Source organism: Myroides odoratimimus (assembly GCF_030326305.1).
Taxonomy (GTDB): domain Bacteria; phylum Bacteroidota; class Bacteroidia; order Flavobacteriales; family Flavobacteriaceae; genus Flavobacterium; species Flavobacterium odoratimimum_A.
The window spans coordinates 35,248-59,888 of record NZ_JACAKB010000019.1 but is presented as its reverse complement, the minus strand read 5'-3'; the positions used below and the strand labels follow the sequence as shown (position 1 = coordinate 59,888).

The following is a 24,641-nucleotide window of genomic DNA, read 5'->3' as shown; positions in this document are numbered from 1 at the left end:
AACATGTATTTTCTTTCGATTTCGCAAAGAAAGAAATTTTAAAGACGTAATGATGACATTAAAAAAGAAGTTAAAAACAATTTGTTTAGAACGGTTAAATGACAAGGTGGAAGCGTTGCAAGGAATTGTAGAAGATTTGACAATCGACGCGCAGAACGACGCCAAAAGTTCTGCTGGAGACAAACACGAGACAGGCTTGTCAATGATGCATTTAGAACAAGAAAACTTGAGTAAGAAGATTTTAGAAAATATAGCTATGCGAGATATAGTTGCTAAAATAGATGATGAAAAAGTGAGTTCTGTAGTAGAATTTGGAAGTTTAGTACAAGTAAATTCAGTGTATTTATTTTTCTCAGCAGCTTTGCCAAAAATTGTTTTAGACGACCGTTCTGTATTAGCCGTTTCTATGGATGCTCCAATCGCCAAGGAGTTATTAGGAAGAAAAGTACATGAGAGATTTACATTTAACAATTGTGAATTTACAATTCATGAATTAATGTAAAAGTCCTTTATAAAAAAGTATGAAACGCAGGTGTGAAAACATCTGCGTTTTTTTGTTTTTATTTGTGAGAGATATGCATTTTAGGCTTGTTTAGAGTTGATAAAGTCTTTGATAATTGTTATATTTGTACGTTAGATATTTTAGATTATTATTATGAGCCAAGAAACAAATAAGAATAATTATTCAGCGGATAGCATTCAAGCTCTTGAGGGAATGGAACACGTAAGGATGCGTCCTTCGATGTATATTGGTGATGTAGGAGTAAGAGGATTACACCATTTAGTATATGAAGTGGTTGATAACTCAATTGATGAGGCTTTAGCTGGTTATTGTGATACAATAAGCGTTACTATAAACGAGGATAATTCTATTACTGTAGAAGATAATGGACGTGGTATCCCAGTAGACATCCACAAAAAAGAAGGAGTGTCTGCTTTAGAAGTAGTAATGACAAAGATTGGTGCTGGAGGGAAGTTTGACAAGGATTCTTATAAGGTATCTGGAGGTCTTCACGGAGTGGGGGTATCGTGTGTGAACGCATTATCTGATTTGTTAAGAGCAACTGTTTATCGTGAAGGGAAAATTTACGAACAAGAATATTCGCGTGGTAAAGCTTTATTCCCAGTAAAAGTTATTGGTGAAACAGATAAACGAGGAACATCGGTTACATTTAAACCAGACCATACTATTTTTACGCAAACTCTTGAGTATTCGTACGACACTTTAGCTGGACGTTTAAGAGAATTATCTTTCTTAAATAAAGGATTAAAGATAACACTTACAGATAAACGAGTTATTGAAGACAATGGTGAGCCTAAACATGAAGTATTCTTCTCAAAAGAAGGATTAAAAGAGTTTATTAAATTCTTAGATGGTAGCCGTGTGCCAATTATTGAAGATGTAATCTCTATGGAACTTGATAAAGGAGAAATCCCTGTTGAAGTTGCATTAGTTTATAATGATACTTATGCAGAGAATATTTATTCTTACGTGAATAATATTAATACGCATGAAGGAGGAACACACCTACAAGGATTCCGTATGGGGCTTACTAGAACATTGAAGAAATATGCAGATGCTTCAGGGATGTTAGAGAAGCTTAAATTCGAAATTACAGGTGATGACTTTAGAGAAGGATTGACTGCAATTGTCTCTGTGAAGGTAATGGAGCCTCAATTCGAAGGACAAACAAAGACAAAACTTGGTAATAGAGAGGTTGTATCTCCTGTGAGTCAGGCTGTAGCAGAAATGCTAGAGAACTATTTAGAAGAACATCCAAATGATGCTAAGATTATTGTTCAAAAGGTTATTTTAGCTGCTCAAGCTAGGCATGCTGCTAAGAAAGCACGTGAGATGGTTCAACGTAAGACTGTTATGGTTGGTGGTGGACTACCTGGAAAGTTATCTGATTGTTCTGAACAAGACGCTTCTAAATGTGAAGTATTCCTAGTGGAGGGAGACTCTGCTGGAGGTACTGCAAAACAAGGACGTGATCGTAACTTCCAAGCAATTCTACCATTAAGAGGTAAGATTCTTAACGTAGAAAAAGCAATGGGACACAAAGTATTCGAAAACGAAGAGATTAAGAATATCTTTACTGCTTTAGGTGTTACGATGGGAACAGAAGAGGATAGTAAAGCATTAAATCTTGAGAAATTACGTTATCATAAAGTAGTAATCATGTGTGATGCCGATGTGGACGGTAGCCACATCGCAACGTTGATTTTAACTTTCTTCTTCCGTTATATGAGAGGGTTAATAGAAAATGGATATGTTTATATTGCTACACCTCCATTATATATGGTTAAAAAAGGGCAACGTAAAGAATATGCATGGACAGATGAAGAACGTCTTGAGTTGATGGAGAAAATGGGAAGTGGATCAAGTGTTCAGCGTTATAAAGGTCTTGGAGAGATGAATGCTGAGCAATTATGGGATACTACAATGAATCCAGAACATAGAATTCTTAGACAAGTAACAATAGATAGTTTACAAGAGGCAGATAGAGTATTCTCTATGTTGATGGGAGACGAAGTTCCACCACGTAGAGATTTTATTGAGAAAAATGCTACTTATGCTAAAATTGATGCTTAGTATTTAAATATGTAAAATTATAAAGGTCAAGCATATTATATGCCTTGACCTTTTTTTAATAAAAAGATATAAAGTTATGAAAGTTACAATTATTGGAGCAGGAAATGTTGGGGCTACATGTGCTGACGTTATTGCTAATAGAAGAATCGCTAGTGAAGTAGTTTTAGTTGATATTGCAGAAGGATATGCAGAAGGTAAAGCAATGGATATCATGCAATGTGCATCTAACTCTAAATTTGATACTATTGTTAAGGGAAGTACTAATGACTATAGTTTAACAGCTAATAGTGAGGTAGTAGTAGTTACTTCAGGAATTCCAAGAAAACCAGGAATGACTCGTGAGGAATTAATAGGTACTAATGCATCAGTAGTAAAGTCAGTTATGGAAAGTGTTTTAAAATACTCTCCTAATGCTATTTTTGTGATAGTGACTAACCCTCTTGATACAATGACTCTAGCAGCTTTAAAAATATCAGGATTAGATCGTAAGAAAGTAATAGGTATGGGAGGGGCTTTAGACTCTTCACGTTTTAAATATTTCTTATCTCAAAAACTAAATAAACCTGTTGGAGATATTGAAGGAATGGTTATTGGAGGACATGGAGATACTACAATGATTCCATTAATCAGATTGGCTACTTATAAAGGTATTCCAGTGAGTGAGTTGTTGACAAAAGCAGAACAAGAAGAAGTATGTAAATCAACAATGGTGGGTGGAGCTACTCTAACAAAGTTATTAGGAACATCTGCATGGTATGCACCTGGAGCAGCTGTAGCTAATGTTGTGGATAGTATCTTAAATGACTTTAAAAAGTTAATCCCATGCTCTGTATACTTACAAGGTGAGTACGGGCAAGAAGGATTGTGTATAGGAGTTCCTTGTGTTATTGGAAAAGAAGGAATAGAGGAGATTGTAGAATTAAAATTAAATGAGGAGGAATCTCAGAAATTTGCTGATAGTGTAAATGCTGTTAGGGATACAAATAAGGAATTAACAATTGAATAGTAAAAGATTGTTTAATTGTTAAAATATATGTAATGGAAAAAAGCTCTTTTTACTGATATTCTTAGTCAAAGAATTGCTTAATCATTGTCTATATCATATATTTGCTCGTTTTAAAAAAAGTAAATAATTAATTTTTAGTAATAATGCAAAACAAAGGACTCGTTAAATTTTTTGCAATTATCTTTGCATTGGTAAGTATTTACCAACTGTCATTTACCTTTGTTACCAACCATTATGAGGATAAAGCGAAAGCTTTTGCTGGTGGAGATTCGACAAAAGAATTACAATACCTTGATTCAATTGGTAACCAAACGGTATTTTTAGGACAAACATTCAATGAAGTGAGAGCTAAGCAAATCAATAAAGGATTAGACTTAGAAGGAGGTATTAATGTTACGTTGCAAATATCAATCAAAGACATTTTAAAAGGTTTAGCTAATAATTCAAAGAACGCTACGTTCAATAAAGCGTTAGCAGAAGCTGAATCACAAAGACAAGGTAATCAAAGTTACTTAGATGCTTTTTACACTGCTTTTGATAAAGAATCAAAAGGGAATGTAAAATTAGCATCTGCAGATATTTTTGCAAACAGAAACTTAAGTGAGATTACTGTTGGAATGTCTGATAGCCAAGTAAAGTCTATCTTAGATAAAAAAGTAAAAGAATCTATAGAGAGTGCTTACCGTGTATTCAGAGAGCGTATCGACAAGTTCGGGGTTTCTCAGCCAAATATTCAAATGTTAGGTGATACAGGGCGTATCTTAGTTGAGCTTCCAGGAGCAAAAGACGTAGATCGTATTAAAAATTTATTACAAAGTACTGCTCAGTTAGAGTTTTGGGAAACTTATAAAGTAGATGAAATAGGAAACTATATCATGGCTGCTAATGAGTACTTAAAAACAACTGAAAAGCAAGCTAATCAAAAAGAGACTGCTACTGATAATACAACAACTAACTCAGATGTTGAAGCATTATTAGGTACTGTAGCAAAAGACTCTATGGGGAATGCAGCTAATAAGGAATTCAACCCTTTATTAGACTTATTCGCAATGGGTGGACAACAAGGAAGCCCAATCTTAGGATATTTCCAAACGAAAGATACAGTTAAAGTAAATGCTTATTTAAACAGAGCTGATGTACGTAACTTATTACCAGCAGATCAAAAATATGCTCGTTTTGCATGGGGTAAACCAAGTAAAAAAGCTCCTGATTTAGTTGAGTTATATGCTTTAAAAACAAATAGAGAAGGTATTCCTCCTTTAAGTGGAAGCGTTATTACTGGTGCTCAAGATGAGTATGATCAATTTAGCCGTCCTGTAGTAGGGATGACAATGAGTCCTAAAGGAGCTAAAGTATGGGAAGAGTTAACAGGAAAAGCTTATACAGAGCATTCTAATATTGCTATTGTATTAGATAATATCGTTTATTCAGCTCCAGGTGTTACTAGTGGACCTATCTCTGGTGGTAGATCATCTATCTCAGGTGACTTTACTGTTGCTGATGCGAAAGACTTAGCGAATATCTTACGTGCTGGTAAATTACCTGCAGGTGCAGATATCGTTCAATCCGAAATCGTAGGACCATCGTTAGGACAACAAGCTATCGATGCTGGTATGTTATCTGCTGTGGCTGGTTTAATTATTGTTGCTGCTTGGATGGCATTCTACTACGGTAGAGCTGGATGGTATGCAAATATTGCCTTATTAGCGAATTTATTATTCTTATTTGGTATCCTTGCTAGTTTAGGTGCTGTATTGACATTACCAGGTATTGCAGGTATCGTATTAACTATGGGTACTGCAGTGGATGCGAATATTATTATTTCTGAACGAGCAAAAGAATGTTTGCGTAAGGGAATGAGTCTTGCAGATACGATTAAAGAATCTTATAGCTGGCATGGTGCTATGCGTCCAATTGTTGATGCTAACGTTACACATATCTTAACAGGGGTTATCTTATTCGCTTTTGGATCTGGACCTATTAAAGGATTTGCTACGACATTGTTAATCGGTATTGCTACTTCATTATTTACTTCAATCTTTATCGCTCGTATCTTTATGGATAGAGACGTTAAAGCTGGTAGAACTTTAGCATTCAGTACAAATATTACTAAAAACTGGTTTACAAACTTCAACTTTGATTTCTTAAAAATGAAGAAAGCTACTTATGGTTTATCATTAATCATTGTAGTGGTTTCTTTTGCTTCATTTGCAATCAACGGATTTGACCAAGGAACTGACTTTGTTGGAGGTAGAACATTCCAAGTTAAGTTTGATAAAGAAGTTACAGCTAACGAAGTAAGTGATAAGTTAGGAGAAGTATTTGGTGTAAATGTTGAAGCGAAAGTATTCGGAAATAAACAACAGTTAAAACTTACTACTAAATATAAAGTTGAAGAAGAAGGTGCTGCAGTAGACCAAGAAGTAAACGAGAAGTTATACGAAGGGTTAAAAGGGTACTATTCATCTCCTATGACTTATGAAGAGTTCGTTAATGCTACAGAAGGAAAAACATTAGGAGTTATCCAAGCTTCTAAAGTTGGACCAAGTATGGCAAAAGACGTTAAACAGAATGCATATTGGGCTGTATTAGGGTCTATGGCTGCTATCTTTATTTACTTAGTTATTTCTTTTAGAAAATGGCAGTATTCATTAGGAGCTATTGTTTCTGTTGCGCACGACGTTATCTTTGTATTAGGTATTTACTCATTAACATATAAGTTTATGCCTTGGCATATGGAAATTGACCAGCACTTCATCGCTGCGATCTTAACTGTTATTGGTTATTCTATGAATGATACCGTAATTGTATTTGACCGTGTACGTGAGTACATCGCTGGTAAAACAAAAGGTGATTTCAATAAGATCGTTAATGATTCAGTAAATACTACATTATCGAGAACTATTAATACTTCGCTTACTTTAATCCTAGTATTATTAATCATGTTCGTATTCGGAGGTGATTCAATCAGAGGATTTATCTTTGCGATGTTAATCGGTATTATTGTAGGTACTTATTCTTCATTATTCTTAGCTACTCCAGTATTAGTGGATACTATGCCAAGAAAAGATAAAGAAGAAATCGAAAGAAGACATAGAGAAGCTCAAGAGGAGATGTTAGTTGAGAAAAACTAATTCTATCTTAGAACTTGTATTTATATAAAAAGCCACTCCGCAATGGAGTGGCTTTTTTATTTTAGCACTAGTCAATGACTAGTGTTAGTTAGGCTAGTAATCTAATTGTTTTATTGTTGACTATGATATAATCGACATAATGCTATTAGGAGATGAGCATCAACTATCTTGTCTAGATTATTGATCAGGTCATTTATTTTTATCCAATGTAGTGTATCAGTAGGCTGATCTAAATGGATAATGTACGGATATACTTGTTCAGGTGTAATTCCTATACTAGGAAAGTACTTTTCTCCTAACTTAGAGTATCCAATTACATTGCTATTGCCAAACTTCAGGGTATTCAGATATTGTTCTAGATCATGGTAGTTTTTAACCTCTTTAGGTAACCGAAATGCTGGTACCGTTATAATCGTACTATTGTTAGTGAATATTTGTGGTACAGGAAGGCTTCTAGTTTCTAGACCTACATAAAAGGCTTCATTGTTTTCAAATACTGAGAGAGTCACTACCGTATTAGTACTATATTGAGTAGGGGATACATATTCTAGTATCGCAGAATCTTTATTAATACCTGTTGCTTCAAAAGAAGCTCTGTGTGTCTTTAAGAAACCAGCTTGACTGTCATTATAGATGTATTCTTTTGTATTGAGTTGTAATAGTTTTTCTAAATCAGTTGCCTGAATTTTCTCTACATTTTGTATAGTTGTTTTTTGTCCTAACCATTTAGGTAATGGTATGTTTAACTTTAAAAATAGATTATAGATATTCACTTCTAATCTAGCCTCTACTAATGCACCTGTCTGAGCAGTATTAAGGAGTTGTATAGCATCGTATTCATGTAAATAACCAGAATCTTTAAAACCTGAATACCCTTCGTTTAATGGAGTATTTAATGAAATAGGCGAGTGTAGTTCTATGAGCATAGAAGTTACCTTTTCATTGATACCGCCTGGAGAGGTGTAGTAGTTTAGGGAAGTATAAGTAGTCTCATATTCCCCAAGTTTTATATTAAATCTGTTCTCTATTTCTGATTTTATATTATCTGTTTCAGCTATTGCAAGTCCTTCAGGTATATAGCCGCTATATTGTTTATTATCTAAGATAGAACTATCTGTTTTGACATTAGCTAATGGACGAGGGTATCCATGTTTAGCGATTACCTTTAAGCCTGTATCACTATTTCTGTAAGGAATAATATCTATTACTTTATTTGGTCGTTTTACAATATCATATAACCTATTTGTCTTTATATTTTTAAAGGTAGATAAGGTTAAGAATGGTGTATTGTTTTTAGGTAAATGTCTAGTTAATTGTAACTGTTTTCCACCAGATACTTTTTCTCCTGCAATCAGATAATTCGTAGGAGGAAAGCCTATTTCTTCTCCTGCTAAGTTATAGATTGTAAACCGGTCTTTATACCGGTTATTAATGATCCATTGATTGTAGATAGGAGTAGATATAATGATTCGCAATCCTAGTTCCTTAAAGATTGTTTCAAATTCTTGTTGTGTATAATATCCATACTCTTCTTGTAATTCAATGTCCCAATTCGCATAATAATCTTTGCGACGAATAAACTCTACTACATCAGTATAAAATGCATGAAATCGCTTTGTATTAGGCTTTAGAGCCTCTATTTCTTCAATGGGAAAACCTTTTTCTGTTGCTAGTGATCTAGCCGTTTGGGAAAATTGAATGAACAATTCTGCATCACTGGGATTACCCTCTTTAGTTAGAGTAGATAGTTCTAATATAACTTCTTGTTGTTCTACTTTGACAAAATCACGAATGACTAGCACTCCTTTATCTTTCAATAACTCTACTTGTCTGCGAAGTGTATTGTATGCTCTGTTATTGTCATAGTCGTTATATGAAGTAATATGGTGAATGGCAGAACAATTAAAGAATCCACTAATTGTATTCTTTTCAAAAGTCAATAGTTTTTCACCATCATCTTCTTGGAACGAGAGATTTGGAAGGTTATACGTTTCTTCAGCGAATTGAACCATTTTAGGATTGATATCAATACCTATTATTTGTAGTTTAGGAAATAGTTGAGCTAATATAGCTGTACTCGTTCCTGAGGCCATTCCTACATCTACTAGTACATTTCCCTCTTTTGCCTCAAAGAACACACTTGCAGAAGCTACCTTCTCGATAGCTATCGTGTCCATTGCTTCTAAATATTGCTGGTAGTCTTTTTTATTTCCTCTATCCTGAGTCGTATAGTTCTTATCCATTGAATGCCTTGTTTACATTCAGAAAAGTAGTGATTTTATCTGTGAAATTGTTCGTTAAAAAGAAAAGAATATCCAATAATATTGATGTTACTAACTAAAAAATTTTTATCCTTAGTTAAAAATAGGGTACGTTAGAATCAGCCAAAACAATAGAAAATTATTTCCAGAGGTAATGTTTAATTGATTATCTTAGAATGAACTAATTACAATATTATGAAACGATTTGAATACAAAACAATTGAAGTAGTGACTAGTGGATTCTTTGCAAAAATGGAAATGAAGGAGACTGATGATACACTAAATGATCTAGGAAGTCAAGGATGGGAGCTAGTGTCTACAGCCCCTTGTATTATGGGGAGTACAACACAAAGGATCTATTATACTTTCAAGAGAGAAATATAAAAAAAGAGAGCTAATCTAGATAGATTAGCTCTCTGTATATTTATGATTCGTATACTCTATTCTTGGCAGTAACCCATAAGTAAATCCCTACGATGATAAATGGAATACTTAACCATTGTCCGGTTGATAAAATATTACCTAGTTGATCTTCAAAACCTCCTTGACTCTCTTTCATATATTCTACTATAAATCTTACCATCCACAGTAGTACTAAGAACACTCCAAAGATATAACCTAACTTTTTGCGTGCATCTGTCTTCCAGTACATATAGTAAACAATAATGAAAACAAGTATATATCCAAATGCCTCATAAAGTTGAGTAGGGTGTTTAGCTACTACTAGGTTTAAAGCTTCTGCAAACTGTGGGTTATGAGCTATCGCATCATAAGCTTGGTTATAATCAGGAATTCCTGTAATCTCCATCGCTTCTCTAGGAGAGAATTTATCTCTTAAAAATCGAATACCTAAAGCATTCGTAGTTTCGTGTCCTATAATTTCTGAGTTAAAGAAGTTTCCTAAACGAACAAAAACTCCCCCTATTGCCACAGGGATGATTACTCTATCTAATATCCAAAGTACAGGTTTTTGAATAATCTTTTTACTGTAAAAATACATAACAGTGATAATAGCAATAGCAGCACCATGACTTGCCAATCCACTAAAACCAACGATTTCAAACTTAGGTGTGAAACGCACTGGTGATATAATTTCAAATAAGTGATCTTTATAATAATCCCAATCGTAGAAGAATACATGTCCTAGACGAGCTCCTATTAAAGTTGCTAATACAGTATAGATAAATAATTTGTCTAGTTTCTCAACACTTAGTCCTTCGCGATCATATATCTTTTTCATTAAGAACCATCCTAAACCAAATGCGATTACAAACATAAGACTGTAATATCTCAGTTTAATAAATCCTAAATCTACCCCTTCTGAAGGGTTCCAAATCATATGTAATGAATGTATCATAGTTTTTTATACTGTTAGATGATAAATGTATGAAATAATCTTTATTCTAAAAAGAGTAATTGTGGTTTACACCCAAGAGTACTTCATTGTTTTTTGTTTTCTATTTCAGTTACCAGCTCCCTGTTTTGTGTTCCCCAGTTTCTAGTTTATCTAAATAATAATTAAGGCACTGGATCATATCCTTTACCTCCCCATGGTCCACAACTAGCGATTCGCTTTATAGCTAACCAACCACCTTTAAAAAGCCCATGTTTTTTTAGTGCTTCTAAGGTGTATTGTGAGCAAGTAGGGCTGTATCGACAAGCAGGAGGGAAGAATGGTGAAATAGCCAGCTGATAAAAACGGACTAATATTACAAATGGGAATATTAATATTTTCTTTAGCATAGTAACAGAAATATGAAAGTGTACAAATGTACGATGAGTTTAATTATAGTGCTAAAAGTAAGAAATTCTAGGTTAGAAACGAGTAGAAGGAATTAGTTTTAGCAAGACTATTTTATAATCACAAAAAATAAACTTAACTATTGTAGGTGAGGTATACATAAAAAAAGAGGCTATTCATAGAATAACCTCTTTTGTGTATTTACAGAGAGAAGGAAGTACCTTCTTTACCATCTTTTAGTTGAATACCGATTTTAGCTAGTTCATCTCGAATGTGGTCAGACATTGCGAAATCTTTATTTGCTCTAGCCTCATTACGCATTCCGATAAGCATATTAACTACACCTTCTAGTTTTTCGTTATTAGCACTTGCTGTTTCAGTGTTTTCTAAACCTAATACATCAAATACAAATGCGTTCATACTGTGAATTAAAGTATCTAAATCTGTAGCCGAAATAGTTTCTTTATTATCCTTAATCAGGTTAATGAATTTAACTGCTTCAAATAAGTTTGCAATTAAAATCGGACTGTTAAAGTCATCATTCATTGCATCATAGCACGATTGTCTCCATTTTGTGATATCAACAGAAGAGTTGCTAGAAGTTTTCAAATCTTTTAGAGATTTGATAGCTTCCATTAATCTTTGATACCCTCTTTCAGATGCTAAGATAGCATCATCAGAGAAGTCTAAGATACTTCTATAGTGCGCTTGTAAGATAAAGAACCTTGCTACAGAAGGAGCAAACCCTTTGCTAAGGATATTGTTCTCGCCAGAGAATAATTCATCAGGAAGAATATTATTCCCTGTAGATTTAGCCATTTTCTTACCGTTTAGAGTAAGCATATTAGCATGCATCCAGTAGTTTACAGGTGAGTTACCTGTAGAAGCTTCATTCTGTGCAATCTCACACTCGTGGTGAGGGAATTTTAAATCCATTCCACCTCCATGTATATCGAAGTGTTTACCTAAGTATTTTGTACTCATAGCAGTACACTCTAGATGCCATCCAGGGAATCCATCTCCCCATGGTGAAGGCCATCTCATGATATGCTGAGGCTCTGCATTTTTCCAAAGTGCAAAGTCTAGTGGATTGCGTTTGTCAGATTGTCCATCTAAATCTCTTGTATTAGACATCATATCTTCTATCTTACGGCCACTTAACACTCCATAGTTATGAGACTGATTGTATTTCTCTACATCGAAGTACACAGATCCATTCACCTCATAAGCAAAACCATTGTTGATGATCGCTTGTATGATTTCTATTTGCTCGATGATATGCCCAGTAGCAGTCGGTTCAATGCTAGGAGGTAGGTTATTGAACTGTTTTAGAATATTGTGAAAGTTCAAAGTATATTTCTGAACAATCTCCATTGGTTCTATCTGCTCAATACGCGCTCTTTTAGCGATTTTATCTTCTCCTTCATCTACATCGTCTACCATATGTCCTACGTCAGTAATATTACGAACGTAACGCACAGCATACCCCAAGTGTTTTAAATAACGATATACCAAGTCAAAAGATATAAAAGTACGACAGTTCCCAAGGTGTACATAGTTGTAGACTGTTGGTCCACATACATACATTCCCACTTTACCCTCATGGATAGATTTGAAAACTTCTTTCTCTCCAGTGATGGAGTTGTACATTTTTAATTGCTGTTCTTGATATAAAGGCATAATATAATTTGTAATGTTTAGAACTTAGTCTCTAATTGGATATAGTTTAAGAACTCCTTACGAACGTTCTCATCTTGGAATTTTCCTCCGAACTCAGCAGTTACAGTACTACTTTCGATATCGCGGATTCCTCTTGAGTTTACACATAAGTGTTTTGCATCGATGATACATGCCACATCTTCTGTGTTTAATACACGTTTTAATTCATTTACAATTTGAATAGTTAAACGCTCTTGTACCTGAGGTCTCTTTGCATAAAAATCAACGATACGGTTCATCTTAGAAAGACCTACTACAGTACCATTAGATATATACGCTACGTGAGCACGCCCAACAATAGGTAGTAAGTGATGTTCACAAGTAGAATAAACTACAATGTTCTTTTCTACCAACATCTCGTTGTATTTATATTTATTGTCAAATGTAGAAGCGCTTGGCTTTTTAGAAGGATTTAATCCTCCAAACATCTCTTTTACAAACATTTTAGCTACACGGTTAGGTGTACCCTTAAGACTGTCATCTGTCAAGTCTAATCCTAAAGTGTTAAGAATGTTTTCTACATCTTTTTTTATCAATTCTATTTTTTCGTCATCTGTGCGGTCAAATGCATCACTTCTAAGTGGAGTTGCATCACTAGATGCGATGTGGTTGTCTCCCATTTCGTCGTGAAACTTTTCGTCTGTATTCATTCTATTTCTTTTTAATACATATTGTTATAACTTGCTACAAATATAAATAATAATTATAGATAAACTCTGACACTTATTTATAAATAATCTACCTCTAAGTGCTGGAATTAGTTAAAGTTTGTCACTTTTAATTTTTAAGGAGTAGGTGAAGAGAGAGAGATTGTAAAACCTCTATTAATAAAGATTTCTAAATTAGAACAAGAAATCGAATCAATACAAAATCTAATTTTTAGTAATTCAATAAGATATAACTTTAAAAATCATCATTATAATCAAAAGATTTCCTCGAGACTCTGCCTCGGGGCAGAAGAGTAGAGATTAGTATATTTGTTTGATGAGTGAACATATTTTCAAAAGACATAATAAAAGCTTGCTGCTCTATCATTTAGTTTGTCCTATAAAATACCGTAGAAATGTTTTATCAGAGGATGTAGAAATTAGTTTAGTTGAAGTTTGTAGAAAGATTTCAGAACGTTATGAAATTCATTTTGTTGAAATCGGAGCAGATGAAAATCAAGTACATTTTTTGATTCAAAGTGTGCCAAAAATTTCTGTTGAGATTATTGTTAGAACAGTGAAGAGTATTACTGCCAAAGAGATTTTTCGCTTGCATCCAGAAGTAAAACACCAGTTATGGGGAGGTAATTTTTGGACAAGTGGATATTATGTAAATACAGTTGGTCAATATGGTAATGAGGATGTAATTAAGAAATATATTCAAAATCAAGGAGAAGACAACACTGTATACAAATCGTTCAACAAAAATCAGTTACTACTATCTTTTGAGTAACGCGATACCTCGAGGTAGTTCATTATTTGTAATTAGAGTTATTTGTTTGGGAGATATGGGAGGAGGAATTATCAGATTTCGAATAGATATTACTATAAGAACGTTGTGAAAAAACACATAATAGAGCACACAACAAGGGGAATAATTTTTTAACCATAGTAAACATGTATTAACTTAAATTATTATATAAAATATAGTATATCAGATGGATATATATAAATATACAGTCAGTGCCTACATGTTTAAAAGTTAATATATTAAGTTGTTGTTACGTCAAGGTTATCAGGAGGTAAATATTTATTTGATTAATTGTGTTAGAAGGTACTTTGTTTGTTTCTATTAATATTTAGTTTTTACGTGAAAGAGAATTATAAGATATAAGAGGTGATTTAAAGCAAAAAAGCGATGGAGATCTCCATCGCTTTTTTTATTTCTTGGTAATTTCATTTTGTGTTTGTACTTCTTTAGCTTTCACTACTTCTTTAGCCTTTGTCCATTTAGAAGGGTCTTCTTTTAAGTCTAGGTAGTATTCATAGAGCATCTTAGTTAGTTCTACTTCTACGCGCTTACCTACGAAGTGTTTATTGGTACTGAAGTATCCATATGTAATTCCGTCTTTCTTTACGATAGGAGGTTTATCTGCATGTATATTCCAGGGAGAGTAGCTACTGGTCTGGTCTCCATAGATACCATATTTATTCCAAATTGACTTTTGGCTGTATAAGTTCCCATACGTTCCATAGGTATTCCATATAGAGTTAGCCTCTTTGGCATCACAGCTTAGGCAACCTAGATATTCTTCTTTACCATCATTGGTATATAACTCAAGCTTTTGGGCATAGGTGCTAACACTTAATAGAATAAAAAATAGTATATAGTGGAAGTGTCTTTTCATGTGTTCTTTTGTTTGTCGGCAAATTACGAAAAATTTCAAAATAAGGAATGTCAAATTTTAGCAATATGCTTAAAAATGCGGTAAACTGTAATATTATTTTGATGAACGGCTTTTATGTTGTGTTTTTTACACTTTATACACAGGATTAGGAGGGATGTTGTTATTCGGTTTTTAAGGTAATAAAAAGGAATTGTTGCTTAAATGAAGTGGTTTTTGGAAGGGATTTAGAACTGTTTTATTAGGTGAAAAAAGAGAGATTTTGTATCTTGTAAGCTTTGTTTTATATTGAAAAAACTTCTTAATCATGCTTTTCAAATTATTTTATCTCTTTACTAAAATAGGACTTTTTACCATTGGTGGTGGGTATGCTGTGATTCCATTAATCGAAAAAGAAATAGTTTCTCGCGATTGGTTAACTCAGGACGAGTTTTATGAGCTCCTCGCTATAACCGAGTCTCTCCCTGGTGTGTTTGCTACCAATATAGCCGCCTTAGTGGGGTTTAAGATTAACGGGGTAAAAGGGGGAGTAGTCGCAGCACTAGGCACTATATTAGCTCCTTTTACTATTATACTTCTTATAGCTGTTTTTTTTAGTCGATTTCAAGAAAATGTCTATGTGATAAAGGCGTTTAAAGCGCTCAGACCTGTAGTGGTAGCTCTTATCTCGGCGCCTTGCTATATCGCTATTCAGGCTAATAAAATGACTGCAAAGACGTTGATATTTCCCTTAATAGCTCTAGGCATGATGTGGGGATTAGGTGTGTCTCCAATTTGGATTGTAATAGGTGGATGTGTAGGAGGGATCATATATCATAGTATAAAAGAAAAAAGTAAAGCATAAGATATGATATTTTTAAAATTGTTTTGGGTGTTTATAAAAATCGGTACTTTTGGGTTTGGTGGAGGATACGCTATGCTGTCTCTTATCCAAGAAGAAGTAGTAGAGAAGAATCAGTGGATCAGTAGAGGAGAGTTTACAGACCTTATAGCAGTCTCTCAGATGACACCTGGTCCTATAGGGATTAATTCGGCTACTTATGTTGGTTATAGTGCATTACATGGTGCGGGATACCCTCCTATGGTAGCTATACTTGGGGCAGTCATCGCTACAGTAGCTCTTTGTCTACCTTCTTTTACGATGATTTGTTTGATTTCATATTTTTATTTAAAGTTTCGATCTAATAAGTATTTTTCATACGCCTTAATGGGGATTAAGCCACTGAGTATAGCTTTGATTGCCCTAGCAGCTGCATCACTAGTAGACCGAGAGAGCTTCTCTGATTATTACAGTGAAGGTTTGTTTAGTTTAGCTCTTATTTTTTCTATCAGGTTTAAGATACATCCTATCCTTATTCTTTTTGTTACAGCTGTCGTAGGGATATTGATTTATTGAGATCATAGATAAGAGAATTAAAGAGTATTGATATATTCCTATATAATTGCCGATTTTATAAACGGAGAAAGAATAAACTCTATTTCTTATGACTGCAGTCATAAAATGCGTAGTAGATAAGCTTCTATATTTGGCTGTAACATTATAAAACAACGAAGACATGTTAACAGGTGAGCAAAAACAATTAATCTTGGCAACAGTACCTTTACTAAGAGAGAAGGGATTAGAACTAACAAAACATTTTTACTTGAGAATGTTCGAATATCACCCAGAATTAAAGAATGTATTTAATATGGGGAATCAACGTGCTGGTAAACAACAGATGGCTTTAGCGATGGCAGTACTTGGTTATGCAGAAAATATTTCACAGCCAGAGCGATTAATGCCCGTAGTTGATCTAATAGGGCATAAGCACGCCAGCTTATCAATACAGCCAGAACAGTATGAAATAGTAGGAACTCATCTACTAGCGTCTATAAAAGAAGTACTAGGTGAGGCAGCGACAGAGGATATCGTACAAGCCTGGGCAGTGGCTTATCAACAATTGGCAGATATCATGATAGGACACGAACATAAGATTTATCAAGCTAAGGAGAATGAAGCGAATAACTGGATAGGGTGGAAAACATTTACTGTGAAGAGTAAGGTAGTAGAGTCTGGAGAGATTACTTCCTTTTATTTGGTACCAGCTGATGGAAGTGCTGTTGTACAGCATCAACCTGGACAATATATTAGTATTAAAGTCTTTTTAGAACGAATAGGTCTAGAGCAGATCAGACAATATTCTATATCATGTGCTCCTAATAACGAGTACTATAGAATATCTATCAAACGCGAACTAGGGAGAGAGATTGATATGAATGGTATGATTAGTAATCATCTGCATGACCATATTAATGAAGGAGATACTGTAGAAATTAGTTCTCCGTCAGGAAATTTTGTACTACAGGAAAACCAGAGAGATAAAGTGTTTATCAGTGGAGGAATAGGGCAGACACCTTTATTATCGATGCTAGAGGCATTAGAATTAAGTGGAGTGGTAAATCACAATATTGTGTGGATTCATGGCTGTAGAAATCAAGAGGTACAGGCATTTAGAAATAAACTAAGTTATATTACGAATAACTGTTCTCAGGTGAAGCCAATCTTCTTTTATGACAGTCTAGATCAGGTGGCTGAAGATATAGAAACTTATCAAGGTATTGTTGATTTATCTACGATTAAGGGATATGAGTTTACGAATGAAGCAGATTACTATTTATGTGGGCCTCATCCTTTCTTAGAGAAGCAACTTCGTGATTTAAAAGCTCTAAATATCAGTGCAGATCAGATCTTCTATGAAGAGTTTACACCAGCATCTGTTTAACTCGTAATAGTTAATTGACAATATTGGATGTAAGTCTATATTTTTTTAAGCGAAAATACTAAGTGTATTTTCGCTTTTTTTTAGCGTTTGCATCTATAGTTTATTAGTAGCTTTGGATATCAATATACGTAAATAAGGTAGATATTTAAAAGGCAATATGATTACGATAGAATTGTTAATGCAATATGGAGCTGAAATAAGGGAGGTGAAGAAGAATGAAATTATCTTTCAAGAAGGGAATTACCCTAGCCACTATTATCAAGTTGTTTCAGGCAAAGTAAAGATGAATAACTTTAGTGCTGATGGGAGAGAGTTTATACAGAATATTTTCACATCTGGACAGAGCTTTGGAGAGCCACCTCTATTTATAGAAGAGCGCTATCCTGCCAATGCAATAGCGGTGAGTAATGCAAAGATTATTCAATTGCCCAAAGGTGATTTTTATGAAATGATGAGACAAAATAACGAGGTGTCTTTAACTATGAATAAGAGCCTGTCTAGACGTTTATACTATAAGTCTATTATGGCACCTGATATTGCTTCACAAGACCCTGATAATCGTATTATGACCCTGCTAAACTATCTAAAGTCTCATCAACAAGCTGTGGAAGAAATTTCTCGTCCACTGACTATTGATTTGACTAGGCAACAAATTGCAGATTTGACTGGGTTAAGAGTAGAAACAGTTATTCGTACTTTAAAAAGATTAGAGAGTGATAGCAAAGTACAAATTATCAATAGTAAGGTGGTAATTTGATCCATTAAAAGGAGTAATCACCAAGGGAATCTATAAAATATCCTTGGTGATTTTTACTTTTAATTATCTTTTAAAATCTTAGATTGACTAGCCAGAACCATCATAATAATCCCAAATACAGAGAATAATAAATAAGAATATCTCAAGTCAAAAACCTCTGCTATAAATCCAATAACAGGCGGACCTATCAAGAAGCCTAAAAAGGCGATAGTAGAGATTAAGGTTAAGGAAATACTAGGGCTTACTTGGCTATGCTTACCTGCTACTCCAAATACAGTAGGGACACTACATGAACCACCTAAACCTACAATCATAAAAGAAAGTGTACATACCCAGAGATTAGGAAAGAGTACAGCGATAATTAGCCCACTACTCATCAATAAGCCTGATAGCTGAACTACTCTTTTTCTACCTAATCTGACAATGAGATAATCACCTAAGAACCTTCCTATTGCCATCATTAGTACAAAGGATGTGTATCCTAGAATAACATATTGTTCTGGGGCCTTTACTATCTCTTGAAAATAAACGCCACTCCAGTCAAACATAGCTCCTTCAATAGCCATGCTCATAAAGCCTATTATACCTAACTGGATTAGTGTTTTGTCAAGGTGTTTAAAGATAGAACCTTTTTCTTTGTCTTTTTGTTGATTGGTGATAGTAGGAATTAGCAGTTTAGTATTAAATAACCAAATAATAAGAATCAGAACCAATACAATAAGAATCAGAACCAATACAATAAGAAAGTGAGTAGAAGTAGTCATATTTAGACCTAGCACAAGAAGTCCTAATAAGGCTCCTGCAAAACCTGATATACTCCACGCTCCATGAAAGGAAGACATCATAGGCTTATTCATGATAGATTCTAGTTCTACACCTTGGGTGTTGATAGAAATATTACATAGATTACCTGCTACTCCAAAAAAGAATAAGCAAACCGCTAGTTGTATATAGGTAGTCGATAGCCCTATAAGTAGTAAAACAAGGGGATAGAAGAGAAAGCCGTATTGAACTACTTTTTTACTACCAAGGCGGTTCACTAGTTTGGCCGCTGTAGGCATGGTGCTTATCTGACCAATAGGCATAAGTAGTAATAAAGTACCTAGTTCTGCTTCTGATATACCTAAATACGTTTTGATAGAAGGGATTCTACTTGCCCAAGAGGACAGTATTAGCCCATGAGAGAAAAAGAATAACGCTATAGCGAGCCTCATCCTGTTGTGTGTGTTTTGAGTAGTTGATGACATGATATGTGATAAGACATTATTATTTGGAGCGAAATTAGAGTTTCGAAGTAGAGTAGTGATATTCCATTTTAAGGCTTTTATATTCCATTTTAAATATTCTACAAATTATCTTCTCTATTTACTGATACAGTCCTCTTGGTTTTATATTTTTACAAGAAAAAACAATGGACTTCTTTAGGGTTGCTGATTTTCAGAGAGAATATAAAGTTGATTATCCTATCCGTATGGGAGGATTGTTGATTATGGATATTACTGATCCTATGTATAGTTCCTACTTTCAATTAAAACATCGGTTTGGAGGATTGACCTTATTGTTTTGTAAAGCTGGTGAATTACATATTAAGATTAACAATCTATCGTATAGTGTGTCTAAAGGAGCTACACTTACTATATTGCCAGAGATGTGGATAGAGCCTATATCATATAGTGAAGATTGTGAAGCAGTAGTTTTTGTGATGGACTATGACTTTATAGAGAAATATACTATACTACCTGAATTTATTAGTAATACAGAGGTCCTAGATACACCTGTTATTTATCCTAATAAACAAGATAGCGAACTGATTGAAGAGTTGTCTTTAGTTATCAGAAAACAGTATAGCCTACCTAAGACTCATTTGTTAGAACAGATGCTACAGTACCTTATTTACTCCTTAATTACAGTAGTGTCAAAGTCGTATTATTCTATGACTTTAAAAGAAAACTTACAGAAGAATAGAGTCAATGATATTATGGATTGCTTCTTTGAACTTCTCGATGAATATGGAGTGTTAGAACGCAATGTTTCTTTTTATGCCACACATCTACACCTAACACCACAGCATCTAAGTTCACTAATCAAGAAGAGAACTGGTAAGTCAGTTAAGTCATGGATAGGTTTTGCTGTCATAAATAAAGCTAAAGAGTATTTAAACACCACTTCTCTATCTGTTAAACAGATTAGTGATCAGTTAGAGTTTGCAGATGCATCTTTGTTCTGTAGGTATTTTAAGCGCTATATTGGACAGACACCTAATGAGTATAGAAATAGTTGAGGTTAATGAACTTTGTTTCTATAATAAGACTATTCCTGTTATCTATGCTTGACTTTTGACTTTTTGAGGTACTCAATAAGCTTATTGAATCAGATTTTTAGTTGACTCAGTAGCTTTTAGTATATAGAATAATAGAAACTTTATACTTTCGTTGCATAATGAGCGTTATTGGAGAAAGGAGGCTTAGAGAGGACTATATCTCTATTGGCTCATTCTTAGTTAATTATCGAAAGTACAATATTCATGAAAATAAAATCATTTATAGTAGACGCATTTACAACAGAACTTTTTAAAGGAAACCAAGCTGGAGTATGTTTATTAGAACAACCTATTTCTGAGGAAAAAATGATCCTTATCGCTAAAGAATTTGGTTTTTCAGAGACGGCATTTGTGATGCCTCTTACAGATAATAAGTATAGCATTCGTTACTTCTCTCCTAAGATGGAGATTCCACTGTGTGGACACGCTACTATGGCTTCTGCCAAAGCACTTTTTAGTGGAGAAGAGCAGTTACATACGATTATATTTAATACACACTCAGGTTATACAGTAGAAGTGCGCAAGCAAGGAGTGAATATAGAAATGTCTTTTCCGCTTCTAGAGATAGAGTATACGACTTTATCAAAAGAGATAGTAGATGCACTAGGTATAAAAGAGGTGTTGAGCTGTGGATATAATAAAGAACATAATATCGTCATGGTAGAGATACAAGATGGCGTAGAACTAGCAGCCTTATCTCCTGATTTTAATAGATTAAGAAATATTGATACAGGGATTAATGGAGTGGTGGTCACTGCGAGTTCTTGTATAGAGGGATATGATTATGAATATAGATATTTTTGGCCTTGGTCAGGTACAGATGAAGATCCAGTGACTGGGGCTGTTCAGAGTTTTTTAGCACCGTACTGGTACATCAGATTAGACAAAAAGATACTGAAAGCATTTCAGTGTTCTGAAAGAACTGGTAGTATGGAAGTAGAGTTGACAGAGGATAAAGTGATTATTAAGAGTTGTGCTGTTATCTTTAGTGAAGGAATAATTACAATATAGAAGACTATATATGCGAATTACATTAAGAGAAGTAACAGCAGATAACTACTGTGAAGTAGGTCTGCTAACGACTAATCAAGATGGTAAACCTACTTTTGATGAGGAGTATATCTGTGGCAATGCAGTATCTATAGCAGAGTCTAAGTTTTATCCTAATTTAGAGCCACAAGCTATTTATAGTGACGAAGAATTAATTGGTTTTATTATGTCAGGACCTTATGATCGAGACCAAGATAATTATTGGATCATGCGATTTATGATTGATTACCAATATCAAGGTAAGGGATATGGAAAGAAAGCATTTGAAGCTTTTTTAGAACAAATACGACTTAGAGAGCTTGTCCAAGAGCTTTATCTCGGATTAGATGAGAGTAATGTGAGAGCGATCCAACTGTATACCTCTTGTGGTTTTGGCAATACAGGTGTAGCAAAAGACGACGAACAAGTCTATGTACTTCATTTATCACAATAATCACTGTTCTCTATAACCATCCATAATAGAGCGAAATAGCTCTCCATTAGATGGAGGAGTAAGAATGATAGCATTTACCTTTTTTTGTGCTATATTTTGAAGTGATTTATTTGTTTTTCCTCCAGTAGAGATTATAGCTATATCAGGATAGGTTGTTTTAATATAATCTACTATTTTTAGAGTATCTGCTCCACCTGTAACATTAAAACAGCTAACCCCTGCTTCAATACGTGATTTAAAATCAAAATTGAGGGTTGATACACTAGATATAATAGGAATATTGATATGCTTCTTTACCTCAGCGATATCTTCATTTTTAAATGGTTGATTGACTATGACTGCAGCAGCGCCTAAAGCTTCTGCTTTTTTAGCCATTGTAATGGCGAAGTCACCTTGGGTAATACCTCCACCTATACCACAAATAACAGGTTTCTTAGAAAACTCAATTAAGGTTTTAATAATATTCTGTGAGGGAGCAAATGGGTACACTGCAAGAATAGCATCTGCATCATTGTTCTCTATTAAGGCAATATCTGTTGAAAATAGAATAGATTTGACCTTCAGGTTGTTTAATACTAATCCTTTACACGACTCTATAAGGTGTAGGGGAGTAGGGAGTTTGACTTCTGGACAAGGTCTTTTTTTCCAGAACATAAGGAAATCCAGTAGGCTTCTTTTGCGCCGATTATTCACCCAAATAGAACTTATATTATTTGTAGTAGTCATCACTATAGATTTAAAATTAACATGACAAAGATTTGTTTTTATCCCTTTAGAAGAAGGTGGAGTGTAATTAAACTTTGAAGAATTGTAATCAAATCAGATTTTTATGTAAGGAAGTAGATGAAGTAAAGTGTTATAATGTCTGAATATTGATCTTTAGACTAGGTAGATGAAGTAAATAGTAGTTGTTGGATGATTCTGTGTAGTTAATATTTCATACAAGTATTGTTTTGTATAAGAGTGAATTGGTGAAGAGATGAATCAGTATTCAGTCCGTTGTTTTGTTTAAAATAACGGACTCACTACGGACTTATACCAAATCAATCTAGCTCAAAAATCTATAGAAACAAAGAGATAGATTATAGGGAGTATTTGTAAAAACTGGACTAGGTAGGAGTTGTATTAACGATATACATTTGTATCACAGAATAAGGCTTAGAACAGTAATTAAAATGATAGAGTTTTAATTGGATTGGAGCTGCAAGAGGATAAACAATGAGTGCTATACAAATGGTTGACTTACAACGTCAATATGAAAAAATAAAGGAAGAAATAGATAAGGGAATTCAGCAGGTAATTAGAACGAGTACCTTTATCAATGGACCAGCTGTTAAGGAGTTTACAGATAATCTAGCAACTTATACAGGTGTGAAGCATGTGATCCCATGTGCTAATGGTACAGATGCATTACAGATCGCATTGATGGCATTAGGGTTAAAGCCAGGTGATGAAGTGATAACTCCATCCTTTACCTTTGTTGCAACAGTAGAAGTAGTAGCTCTATTAGGATTAACACCAGTATTTGTAGATGTAGATAAAGATACATTTACTATTAATAAAGAGAGTTTGGAGGCAGCGATAACTGAGAGAACGAAAGCTATTATACCTGTTCATCTGTATGGTCAATGCTCTAATATGGGAGATATTATGCCAATAGCAGATAAGTATAATCTCGCGGTGATAGAGGATAACGCTCAGAGTATAGGAGGAAGCTATAAGCAAGGAAGTACTTCTTATAAAACAGGAACAATGGGAACAATCAGTTGTATTTCTTTTTTTCCTTCTAAGAACTTAGGTGCTTATGGAGATGGTGGAGTGATTATGACCAATGATGATTCATTAGCTCATACTATGCGAAAGATTTGTAATCATGGTTCGGAGAGACGTTATTATCATGAAATAGTAGGGGTGAATAGTCGTTTAGACTCTATTCAAGCAGCGGTTTTAAATGTGAAATTAAAATATTTGGATGACTACTGTAATAAAAGGAGAGAAGTAGCTGCTTATTATAACCAAGCTTTTAAGGTTAGTTCTAATATCATTCCCCCTTATGTACCAGATTATAGTCACCATGTTTTTCATCAATATACGATGATTCTAGAAGGGGTGAATAGAGATGAGCTACATGAAGAACTAGCAAAGTTAGGCATTCCTAGTATGATATATTATCCTGTACCTTGTCATGAACAAGAGATGTTTAAAACATTAAAAGATAGAGAATATAATTTGCCTAATACAATGTATTTAACTTCTAGGGTGTTGTCATTACCTATACATACGGAGTTGACTGAGGAAGAATTGATTTTCATAACAGAAGGAGTATTAAGTGTAATTGAAAAACTGAAGAAAAGGTAAGATACATTGATAGTATTAAAGGTTCTGTGGCCGAGAGGATAGGCATGACTACGCAATGGTCATTAGATTGGTTCGAATCCAGTCGGAACCTCAATATAAGAGGGTAAACAAAAGGTTCTGTGGCCGAGAGGATAGGCATGATTACGCAATAGTCATTAGATTGGTTCGAATC

The 24,641-nt window shown here is 34.2% G+C and carries 22 protein-coding genes and 1 tRNA gene; 15 read left to right on the top strand and 8 right to left on the bottom strand.

Going from position 1 to position 24,641, the window contains the following annotated elements:
- The first annotated feature begins 49 nt into the window (after window positions 1-49).
- The 4 genes from HX049_RS13120 to secDF all read left to right on the top strand — a co-directional run bounded on the left by HX049_RS13120 (window position 50) and on the right by secDF (window position 6,736).
- Window positions 50-502 carry a hypothetical protein gene (locus tag HX049_RS13120; protein ID WP_006259280.1) on the top strand — a complete coding sequence of 151 codons (453 nt, stop codon included), beginning with the start codon at window positions 50-52 and terminating at the stop codon, window positions 500-502.
- A gap of 153 nt (window positions 503-655) precedes the next feature.
- Complete coding sequence (gene gyrB / locus HX049_RS13115; RefSeq protein WP_286416366.1) at window positions 656-2,596, top strand: DNA topoisomerase (ATP-hydrolyzing) subunit B; 1,941 nt, start codon at window positions 656-658, stop codon at window positions 2,594-2,596.
- A 76-nt stretch (window positions 2,597-2,672) separates the two neighbouring features.
- Window positions 2,673-3,602, top strand: a complete 930-nt coding sequence (locus tag HX049_RS13110; RefSeq protein ID WP_286416364.1) for a malate dehydrogenase — start codon at window positions 2,673-2,675, stop codon at window positions 3,600-3,602.
- A gap of 143 nt (window positions 3,603-3,745) precedes the next feature.
- A complete protein-coding gene (gene secDF, locus HX049_RS13105) occupies window positions 3,746-6,736 on the top strand; it encodes a protein translocase subunit SecDF (protein ID WP_025125188.1) in 2,991 nt (996 codons plus the stop codon).
- A 110-nt stretch (window positions 6,737-6,846) separates the two neighbouring features.
- Here the strand turns inward: secDF and HX049_RS13100 are convergent, their stop codons facing one another.
- Window positions 6,847-8,979 carry a class I SAM-dependent methyltransferase gene (locus tag HX049_RS13100; RefSeq protein WP_286416363.1) on the bottom strand — a complete coding sequence of 711 codons (2,133 nt, stop codon included), beginning with the start codon at window positions 8,977-8,979 and terminating at the stop codon, window positions 6,847-6,849.
- Between the two features lie 213 nt (window positions 8,980-9,192).
- Here HX049_RS13100 and HX049_RS13095 point away from each other — a divergent pair, with 213 nt between their 5' ends.
- The gene (locus HX049_RS13095) at window positions 9,193-9,381 is read left to right on the top strand and encodes a DUF4177 domain-containing protein (RefSeq protein WP_006260888.1); all 189 of its coding nucleotides are present in this window, start codon (window positions 9,193-9,195) and stop codon (window positions 9,379-9,381) included.
- A gap of 40 nt (window positions 9,382-9,421) precedes the next feature.
- On the opposite strand, the gene lgt is transcribed toward HX049_RS13095, so the two are convergent.
- The 4 genes from lgt to folE form a co-directional block, all read right to left on the bottom strand.
- Complete coding sequence (gene lgt, locus HX049_RS13090) at window positions 9,422-10,354, bottom strand: prolipoprotein diacylglyceryl transferase (protein WP_286416361.1); 933 nt, start codon at window positions 10,352-10,354, stop codon at window positions 9,422-9,424.
- Between the two features lie 161 nt (window positions 10,355-10,515).
- Complete coding sequence (gene yidD, locus HX049_RS13085) at window positions 10,516-10,740, bottom strand: membrane protein insertion efficiency factor YidD (protein WP_006259273.1); 225 nt, start codon at window positions 10,738-10,740, stop codon at window positions 10,516-10,518.
- Between the two features lie 199 nt (window positions 10,741-10,939).
- On the bottom strand, window positions 10,940-12,418 hold the full coding sequence (gene cysS, locus HX049_RS13080) for a cysteine--tRNA ligase (protein ID WP_006260890.1): 1,479 nt from the start codon (window positions 12,416-12,418) through the stop codon (window positions 10,940-10,942).
- Window positions 12,419-12,435: 17 nt separating this feature from the next.
- Window positions 12,436-13,107 (bottom strand): GTP cyclohydrolase I FolE, encoded by a 672-nt coding sequence (folE, locus tag HX049_RS13075; RefSeq protein ID WP_006260891.1) that lies wholly within the window; start codon window positions 13,105-13,107, stop codon window positions 12,436-12,438.
- Between the two features lie 334 nt (window positions 13,108-13,441).
- On the opposite strand from folE, the gene tnpA reads away from it, so the two are divergent.
- The gene (tnpA, locus tag HX049_RS13070) at window positions 13,442-13,897 is read left to right on the top strand and encodes an IS200/IS605 family transposase (protein ID WP_006260892.1); all 456 of its coding nucleotides are present in this window, start codon (window positions 13,442-13,444) and stop codon (window positions 13,895-13,897) included.
- 427 nt (window positions 13,898-14,324) lie between these two features.
- Here tnpA and HX049_RS13065 read toward each other — a convergent pair whose 3' ends face one another.
- Window positions 14,325-14,792: a hypothetical protein gene (locus tag HX049_RS13065; protein WP_006260893.1), complete on the bottom strand. Its 468-nt coding sequence runs from the start codon at window positions 14,790-14,792 to the stop codon at window positions 14,325-14,327.
- Window positions 14,793-15,096: 304 nt separating this feature from the next.
- Here HX049_RS13065 and HX049_RS13060 point away from each other — a divergent pair, with 304 nt between their 5' ends.
- From HX049_RS13060 to HX049_RS13045, 4 genes are all read left to right on the top strand, one after another.
- On the top strand, window positions 15,097-15,633 hold the full coding sequence (locus HX049_RS13060) for a chromate transporter (protein ID WP_006260895.1): 537 nt from the start codon (window positions 15,097-15,099) through the stop codon (window positions 15,631-15,633).
- A 3-nt stretch (window positions 15,634-15,636) separates the two neighbouring features.
- Window positions 15,637-16,185 (top strand): chromate transporter, encoded by a 549-nt coding sequence (locus HX049_RS13055; RefSeq protein WP_286416360.1) that lies wholly within the window; start codon window positions 15,637-15,639, stop codon window positions 16,183-16,185.
- 160 nt (window positions 16,186-16,345) lie between these two features.
- Window positions 16,346-17,551, top strand: a complete 1,206-nt coding sequence (gene hmpA / locus HX049_RS13050) for an NO-inducible flavohemoprotein (protein WP_006260897.1) — start codon at window positions 16,346-16,348, stop codon at window positions 17,549-17,551.
- Window positions 17,552-17,708: 157 nt separating this feature from the next.
- Window positions 17,709-18,308 carry a Crp/Fnr family transcriptional regulator gene (locus HX049_RS13045; protein WP_006260898.1) on the top strand — a complete coding sequence of 200 codons (600 nt, stop codon included), beginning with the start codon at window positions 17,709-17,711 and terminating at the stop codon, window positions 18,306-18,308.
- Between the two features lie 59 nt (window positions 18,309-18,367).
- Here HX049_RS13045 and HX049_RS13040 read toward each other — a convergent pair whose 3' ends face one another.
- Window positions 18,368-19,522, bottom strand: a complete 1,155-nt coding sequence (locus tag HX049_RS13040) for an MFS transporter (RefSeq protein ID WP_286416359.1) — start codon at window positions 19,520-19,522, stop codon at window positions 18,368-18,370.
- Window positions 19,523-19,719: 197 nt separating this feature from the next.
- Between HX049_RS13040 and HX049_RS13035 the strand changes: the two genes are divergently transcribed.
- The 3 genes from HX049_RS13035 to HX049_RS13025 all read left to right on the top strand — a co-directional run bounded on the left by HX049_RS13035 (window position 19,720) and on the right by HX049_RS13025 (window position 22,111).
- The gene (locus tag HX049_RS13035) at window positions 19,720-20,589 is read left to right on the top strand and encodes a helix-turn-helix domain-containing protein (protein ID WP_006260900.1); all 870 of its coding nucleotides are present in this window, start codon (window positions 19,720-19,722) and stop codon (window positions 20,587-20,589) included.
- Between the two features lie 243 nt (window positions 20,590-20,832).
- Complete coding sequence (locus tag HX049_RS13030) at window positions 20,833-21,639, top strand: PhzF family phenazine biosynthesis protein (protein WP_006260901.1); 807 nt, start codon at window positions 20,833-20,835, stop codon at window positions 21,637-21,639.
- Window positions 21,640-21,649: 10 nt separating this feature from the next.
- Window positions 21,650-22,111: a GNAT family N-acetyltransferase gene (locus tag HX049_RS13025; RefSeq protein ID WP_006260902.1), complete on the top strand. Its 462-nt coding sequence runs from the start codon at window positions 21,650-21,652 to the stop codon at window positions 22,109-22,111.
- Here the strand turns inward: HX049_RS13025 and HX049_RS13020 are convergent, their stop codons facing one another.
- Complete coding sequence (locus HX049_RS13020) at window positions 22,112-22,765, bottom strand: hypothetical protein (protein ID WP_230456715.1); 654 nt, start codon at window positions 22,763-22,765, stop codon at window positions 22,112-22,114.
- A 579-nt stretch (window positions 22,766-23,344) separates the two neighbouring features.
- Here HX049_RS13020 and HX049_RS13015 point away from each other — a divergent pair.
- Window positions 23,345-24,469: a DegT/DnrJ/EryC1/StrS family aminotransferase gene (locus HX049_RS13015; protein WP_006260904.1), complete on the top strand. Its 1,125-nt coding sequence runs from the start codon at window positions 23,345-23,347 to the stop codon at window positions 24,467-24,469.
- Between the two features lie 20 nt (window positions 24,470-24,489).
- Window positions 24,490-24,560: transfer RNA gene (locus HX049_RS13010), tRNA-Cys, on the top strand.
- The last annotated feature ends 81 nt before the right edge of the window (window positions 24,561-24,641 follow it).